Annotated in this window: 6 protein-coding genes; 1 reads left to right on the top strand and 5 read right to left on the bottom strand. The window is 66.7% G+C overall.

What is annotated here, in order from left to right; translation table 11 throughout:
- Positions 1 to 34: 34 nt before the first annotated feature.
- Positions 35 to 1,264 carry a serine hydrolase domain-containing protein gene (locus AC5Y5W_RS15450; protein WP_500010971.1) on the bottom strand — a complete coding sequence of 410 codons (1,230 nt, stop codon included), beginning with the start codon at positions 1,262 to 1,264 and terminating at the stop codon, positions 35 to 37.
- Between the two features lie 134 nt (positions 1,265 to 1,398).
- Positions 1,399 to 2,325, bottom strand: coding sequence for an LLM class flavin-dependent oxidoreductase (locus tag AC5Y5W_RS15445; protein WP_500010969.1), 927 nt, complete (start codon positions 2,323 to 2,325; stop codon positions 1,399 to 1,401).
- Positions 2,326 to 2,378: 53 nt separating this feature from the next.
- Here AC5Y5W_RS15445 and sppA point away from each other — a divergent pair, with 53 nt between their 5' ends.
- Positions 2,379 to 4,172, top strand: coding sequence for a signal peptide peptidase SppA (sppA, locus tag AC5Y5W_RS15440; protein WP_500010967.1), 1,794 nt, complete (start codon positions 2,379 to 2,381; stop codon positions 4,170 to 4,172).
- On the opposite strand, the gene AC5Y5W_RS15435 is transcribed toward sppA, so the two are convergent.
- From AC5Y5W_RS15435 to AC5Y5W_RS15425, 3 genes are read right to left on the bottom strand one after another with little or no spacing between them, the layout of a single operon-like run.
- A complete protein-coding gene (locus tag AC5Y5W_RS15435; protein WP_500010965.1) occupies positions 4,169 to 5,083 on the bottom strand; it encodes a class I SAM-dependent methyltransferase in 915 nt (304 codons plus the stop codon). The two genes, sppA and AC5Y5W_RS15435, sit on opposite strands and share 4 nt — an antisense overlap.
- Positions 5,084 to 5,090: 7 nt before the next feature.
- Positions 5,091 to 5,993, bottom strand: a complete 903-nt coding sequence (locus AC5Y5W_RS15430; RefSeq protein ID WP_500010963.1) for a class I SAM-dependent methyltransferase — start codon at positions 5,991 to 5,993, stop codon at positions 5,091 to 5,093.
- A 38-nt stretch (positions 5,994 to 6,031) separates the two neighbouring features.
- Complete coding sequence (locus tag AC5Y5W_RS15425) at positions 6,032 to 6,958, bottom strand: class I SAM-dependent methyltransferase (RefSeq protein WP_500010961.1); 927 nt, start codon at positions 6,956 to 6,958, stop codon at positions 6,032 to 6,034.
- Positions 6,959 to 7,022 lie beyond the last annotated feature (64 nt).

Below are 7,022 nucleotides of genomic sequence, written 5' to 3'. Positions count from 1 at the left end.
CACGCAGCACCGGTTTTGCGCACGCTCGCGGCGGCTAAGTCTGCGGCCGAGCGCCCAGCACGTCACGAAACAGCGTCTGGCGCAGCGTAATTTCCCGCGGATCGCTCCACAGGTGAAAACCCAACCGGTTCATCACATATCCGAACCCGATACCGGTGTCCGGGTCGGCGAACCCGAACGAGCCGCCGAGCCCCGGCGTGCCGAACGCCTTGTCGGAGGAGCCGAAGCAGAAGTGTGACACCGGTTTGCAATAGCCCAACGAGAACACCGAGTCGACATGCAGCACCTTGTCGTGGAGCCCGCCGGTGGGAGTGACCGCTGGCTGGGTGAGCGCATCGAGAGCGGTTGCGGCTAAACCCAGTTCGCCGCCTCCGGTCGCCGCGCAACCGTAGGCTTTCGCAACCGAGCGGGCGGTGCCGATTCCGTTGGCGGCCGGTATCTCGACGGTGCGCACGTCTTCGCGGTTGTAGTCGCGCATCGCGTCGACGTCGTGGGGCAGCATAGCGGCTCGGCTGGTGAGGCCGAAGGGATTCAGTAAGCCCAGCGCGACTCGCGGCGGCAGCGTATTGAGGTGCAACAGTGCCTCGGAGCGTCGCCAGCCGTGCAAGTGGGCGACGAGGCCGCGGTCCACTGAGGCGGGCAATCCGATGTGCAGGTCCAGACCAAGCGGAGTGGCGACTTCGTCGGCGAAGAATCGGCCCAACGATCGGCCCGCCGGATCGGCGTGCCGGATCAATTCCGACTCATACCAGCCCAGGGTGATGGCGTGATAGCCGTGCCGCGTTCCCGGCGGCCAGACCGGAGCCTGTGCTGCCAGCACCGCCGACAGCTTGCCCGGATCGGCCAAGTCGGCCAGCCGCAGCGGTGCATCCAGCACGGGTAGCCCAGCTTGATGAGACAGCAGCTGCCGCACGGTTACCTCGGCCTTGCCCGCCCGCGCAAACTCCGGCCAGTAATCGGTCACCTTAGCGTCGTAGTCGAGGAGCCCTCGGGAGGCAGCGACGGCAACCGCAAGGGAGGCAATGCCTTTCGTCGTCGAGAACATGTTGACCATCGTGTCGTGGCGCCACGGTTCCTTGGTGATGCCGTTGCGGTAGCCGCCCCACAGATCGACCACTTTGACGCCGTTGCGGTAGACGGCGACGGCGGCGCCGACCTCGCGGCCGCGGGAGAAATTGGCCCGGAACGCGTCGGCGACCTTGCCGTACCCCTCGTCGACGTTGCCGTCGATCAGGTCGGGGGACACGCTGACTTTGAGAACCATCGGGTGTTTATATCGCGAACTGCCCCCGGGGACCGGAGATTCGTCATTTCTTCCGTGCGCGAAGGTGCGCAAACCCGGAAAATTGGTCGGCGTGTCGACCGGGGACACGCACGCTCGCGCGGATTAGGTGCGCTTTAGGCGATCTGTGGGATCACCTCAGCGGCAAGGCGTTCCATTTGCTCACGGTCTTGCGCGACGTCGTCGCCGACGGGGTTGAGCAGGATCATCTGAGCGCCGGCGTCGATCACTTCCCGCAGTCCGCCGGCGACGTCGTCGGGAGTGCCGCAGACCGGGACCGCGTCGATGCCGCGCATCTGACCGTAGATGCGCCGTAGCCCGGCGAGCACACGTTCGCGGGCGTTGGCGGCGTCGTCGTCGACCATCAGATACACGCGCTTGCCGATGGTGAAGCGCGCGGGATCCTTACCCTGGTCTGCGAGCTCGCGGTGCACAGTTTCCACCGCCTGGGCGAAGTTCGCTGTGGTCGAGGAACCGGCGCCCAGAAACGCATCGCCATGGCGCACCGCCCGAGCCAGGGCTTTGGGCGCCTGTCCACCGAACCAGATCGGTGGGTGGGGCCGCTGCACGGGTTTCGGCTGGATCGGCAGATCGTCAACCTGACGGAACCGGCCGTGAAACGTCACCCTCGGCTGATCGGACCAGGCCGCCTTCATCAATTGCAGACCTTCGGTAAAACTGCGCACGAAGGTCGCCTTCTCCACCCCGAAGGCTGAGAACTGACGAAAGCCGCCGCCGGTTCCGACCCCGACGTCCAGCCGCCCGTGACTGAGTCGATCGACCGCGGTCACCGCCGCGGCCAGTTGCAGTGGATCATGCAGCGACGCAACGAGCACTGCCACACCCAGCCGCAGCCGCTCGGTGCAGCCCGCCGCGAAGGCCAGCAGTTCCAGCGGCGCCAGCAGCGGCGCTTGGCCGACAACCTGCTCCAGCGTCCAACCGCCGTCGAACCCGAGCTCCTCGGCGCGGGCAAGGTAGGACCGCACACCCGCCGCATCGAAGCCGGTCGAGTCCAGTTGGGGGATGGAGATCGAATACTTCATCCTGCTCACCGTAGGCCGCCGCGGTGACCTGGGCCCTCGGTACGCTCGACGACATGCTTGGTTTCCTGCCCGACCCGCCCGGCGCTGACGGGGTGCGCGCTCTAGTACGTCGCGTCGACGCGGCCCGCCACCACGGCATCCCCAACGGGTGCGTACTCGAACTCGACTTGTACGGCGCACCGCCGGAGACGGGCGGCTTCGACCCGCTGGCGATCATCAGCGCCGGTGGCCGGCCACTCGTACTGCGCGAAGCCGTGGCCGCAATTTACCGGGCCGCCGACGACCCTCGGGTCGCCGGCCTGATCGCACGGGTGCAGCTTCCGGCCGCCTCGCCCGGTCCGGTTCAGGAGTTGCGGGACGCCATCACCGCGTTCACCGCCCTCAAGCCGTCGTTGGCCTGGGCCGAGACCTACCCGGGCACGCTGTCGTACTACCTGGCTTCGGCGTTCGGTGAGGTATGGATGCAGCCGGCGGGCAGCGTCGGGCTGATCGGCTTCGCCACCAACGCCCTGTTCCTGCGTGAGGCCCTGGACAAGCTGGGTATCGAAGCCCAGTACGTCGCCCGCGGCGAATACAAGTCGGCGGCCAACCGCTACACCCAGGACCGCTACACCGACGCGCACCGCGAAGCCGACACCCGGCTGTTGGAGAGCCTGCGTGCGCAGGTGTGGCAGGCGGTTTCCGAATCTCGCAAAATCGACCTCGATGCCGTCGATGCACTGGCCGATCGTGCGCCACTGCTGCGCGACGATGCGGTGAGTGCCAACCTCATCGACCGCATTGGCTACCGCGACGAAGCTTACGCGCGGATCGCGGAACTCGTTGGCGCCGATGGCATCTCGCCAGAGACCGGCGATGCCGACAGCGATAACGCGCCGGCACGGCTCTACGTTGCCCGCTATGCTCGTGCGAGCGTTCCGCGGTCGGCGCCCTTGCCGCCGATTCCCGGCCGCCGGCCCAAACCGACCGTCGCCCTGGTCACCGTTGCCGGCATGATCGACAGCGGGCGTGGCGGTCCCCGAGTGTTCCCGTTCGGGACATCCAGCGCCGGCGCCGACACCATCGCGGCGGCGCTGCGCGAAGCCGCGGCCGACGCGTCGGTGTCTGCGATCGTGCTGCGCGTCAATAGCCCGGGCGGCGTGGTCACCGCGTCCGAAGTCATCTGGCGCGAGGTCGCCAAGGCCCGCGGTCGCGGCAAGCCGGTGGTCGCGTCGCTGGGTGCGGTCGCCGCATCCGGCGGCTACTACATCTCGATGGGCGCCGACGCGATCGTGGCGAATCCGGGAACGATCACCGGTTCGATCGGTGTGGTGACCGGAAAGCTGGTCGCCCGGGACCTCAAGGATCGGCTGGGGGTGGGGTCAGATGCGGTGCGCACCAACGCCAATGCCGACGCATGGTCGGTCAATGCGCCGTTCACCCCAGAACAGCATGCCCAGGTCGAAGCGGAGGCCGACCTGATCTACACCGACTTCGTGCAGCGCGTCGCGGAGGGCCGGCATTTGAGCGCGGCGGCGGTCGAGGAAGTGGCCCGGGGCCGGATCTGGACCGGCGCCGACGCCCTCGAGCGTGGCTTGGTCGACGAGCTCGGTGGACTACGTACCGCGCTGCGCCGGGCGAAGGTGCTCGCCGGCCTCGACGAAGATACCGAGGTCCGTATCGTCAGCTACCCAGGATCCTCGTTGTGGGAGTTCCTCCGGCCACGCCCGTCGTCACAACCGGCCGCCGCGTCGCTGCCGGACGCGGTGAGCGCGTTGATCGGCCAGTCGGTCGTCGGGCTTTTGGACCAGGCTGAGCGGACGCTGACCGGCGCAAGCGTGCTATGGCTGGGGGAGTCGCGGCTTTAGCCCGCCAGCGTCCCGCTGACGAAAATGATCTCGCCCAGCGGGTCGTCGTCTTCGATTGCGGGAACTTCGAGTCCGTTGCGCACGAACAATTCCGCGCGCGTGACATCGTTGACTGCCCACCCTTTGTCATGCAGGTATTCGACGACGTGGTTGCGCTCACCGGCGTACACCAACGAGGCCATGTCGATGTCGATGCCTTGTTCCCGCAGCGGCGCGGACATTTCCCGCACCCGGTCAGCGTCGAAATTCCGGATACCCGGCACGTATTCGGTGGCGATGGTGCTGCCCGGCACGCTCAGCGCGGTGATGCTGTCGAACAACCGGTCTTGGGCTTCGGGCGGTAGGTAAATCAGCAGTCCTTCGGCCAGCCAGGCCGTCGGCGCGCTGATGTCCAGGCCGGCCTCCTGCAGCGCCGCCGGCCAATCCGAGCGCAGGTCGATCCGGATGGTGCGCCGCGTCGCGGTCGGATCAGCGTCGATTCCGGCCAGCGTGGTGGTCTTGAAATCGATGACCTGCGGCTGATCGATCTCGTAGACCACCGTCTCGGCCGGCCACGGCAACCGGTAGGCGCGCGAGTCAAGTCCGGAGGCCAGTATCACTGCCTGGCGCACGCCGGTTCCCATGGCGTCCAGGAGGTAGTCGTCGAAGTACTTGGTGCGCACCGCGATTCCGTCGATCATCGCTTGTACACGCGCTGGTGATGCATTCTCGATGGCCGACATATCTAGCTCACCGTCGATCATCTTGACGAAGAAGTCCAGCCCTACTGCGCGCACCAGCGGCTCAGCGAACGGGTCGTTGATCAGCCCGCGGGCATCCTTCGTCGCCATCGCCCGACCCGCGGCGACCATGGTCGCGGTCGCGCCCACGCTGGAGGCCAGATCCCAGCTGTCGTCATGTGTGCGTGCCATCGGTGACCTATCCGAGCGTCGCTGAGACGTAGCTCATCTTGCCGAAGACAGCCATCAAATCGCCGTCTGGATATTCAAAGCCGTTGCGGTCATACAGCTCCCGGATCGGGTAGGGGCTCACTTGCCAATCGTGGTCGGAGAGGTAATCGACGACGATGCTGCGTTCGCCCTGATAGAACAGGTCGGCCATGTCGACGTCGAAACCGAGTCGGCGCCACCGTTCGCTGATCCGCTGCGCATGGTCGCCGGAGAAGGCGTCGGGCTCAGGGAAGTGCTCGGTAGCCAGCCGGCTACCCGGAGCGCTGAGCGCGGTGATGTTGTCGAACAACCGGTCCTGGGCCTCCGGGGGCAGATAGGGCAACAGCCCTTCGGCGCTCCACGCGGTCGGTTGGTCGGGGTCGAAACCGCCCTCTTTCAGGGCTGCCGGCCAGTCGTCGCGCAGGTCGATGCTGATTGTGCGGCGCTGCGCCGACGGCGTGGCGCCGAAATCGGCAAGGGTGCTGGTCTTGAAGTCGATGACCTGCGGCTGGTCGATCTCATAGACCACGGTGCCCGCCGGCCACCGCAGTCGATAGGCCCTGGTGTCCAGGCCGGAGGCCAGGATCACCGCCTGCCGTACGCCGGCCTCTGTGGCGCTGGTGAAGAAGTCGTCGAAAAACCGTGTGCGTACCGCCATTTGCTCCGTGCGCGTTTTGCGGTTGAGCCACGGATCGTCATCCAGGCTGACCTCGCCGTCGATCAGCCGGATGAACGGAGTAAGGCCGACCGCACGGACCAGTGGATCGGCGAACGGATCGTCGAGCAGCGCGTCGGGCCCCTGCGAGGCCAGCGCGCGCGAGGCCGCCACCATCGTCGCGGTGGCACCCACGCTGGAGGCCAGATCCCAGGTGTCGTCGTGAGTGCGTGCCATTGGGTCCTCCTAGGTTGGGCTGTGTCGGCTCGCTGCAATTAGCTCAAGGTGGCGCTGACGTAGCGCAGGTCACCGAACGGCATGTCTTCCTCGTCGATCGGCGGAAGACCGTTGGCGGCGAACAGATCCCGGACGCTGTCGCCGGCGACCTGCCAGCCGTGACCGGAGAGGTAGGGTGCGGCTTCGTTGCGATCGCCGAAGTACACCAACTCGGTCATGTCGAGATCGAGACCGTGGTCGCGCCACCGCTGCGAGGCCTTCTGCATCCGTTCTTTCATCTTTTGCTCGTCGGCGGGGTCGGGGTTGGACACGCTTTCGGTGGCGAACCGGCTACCCGGTGCGCTGAGCGCGGTGATGGTGTCCAGCAGCCGATCTTGTGCTTCCGCAGGCAAATAGCCCAACAAGCCCTCAGCGCTCCACGCCGTCGGCTTGCTCGGATCGAACCCGGCCTCGCGCAGCGCGGTGGGCCAGTCGTCGCGCAAATCGATGGCGACCGCGCGCCGCTCCGCGGTAGGTTCGGCGCCCAACTCGGCCAGCGTGCGGGACTTGAACTCGATGACCTGCGGCTGGTCGACCTCATAGACGACAGTCGCGGCCGGCCACGCCAACCGGTAGGCGCGGGCATCCAGACCGGAGGCCAGAATGACTACCTGGCTGATGCCGGACTTTGTCGCGTCGAGAAAGAATTCGTCGAAGAACTTGGTGCGCACCGCCATGTTGTCGGTCATGCGGTGTGCCCCGGCCCGGTCGTCGTCGTCGTCGGCGAGGTCGGCCGGATTCAGCTCACCGCTGGCCAGCCGGGTGAACAGATCGACACCGACGGCGCCCACCAGCGGTTGAGCGAACGGATCGTTGATCAGTGGCGGCTCGGCACGAGTCGCCATCGCCCGAGCGGCCGCGACCATCGTGGCGGTTGCCCCCACGCTCGAAGCCAGATCCCAGGTGTCGTTATCCGTCCGCGCCATGTCCGCTCCTTCAAAGTCGTTACTTAGCCAATATAACTTGCTTAGCGATGGGCGGCCACTCGAG

Source organism: Mycobacterium sp. NGS51, assembly GCF_059812525.1.
Note: the sequence above shows the minus strand (reverse complement) of the source record. Positions and strands in the feature narration are given on the sequence as shown.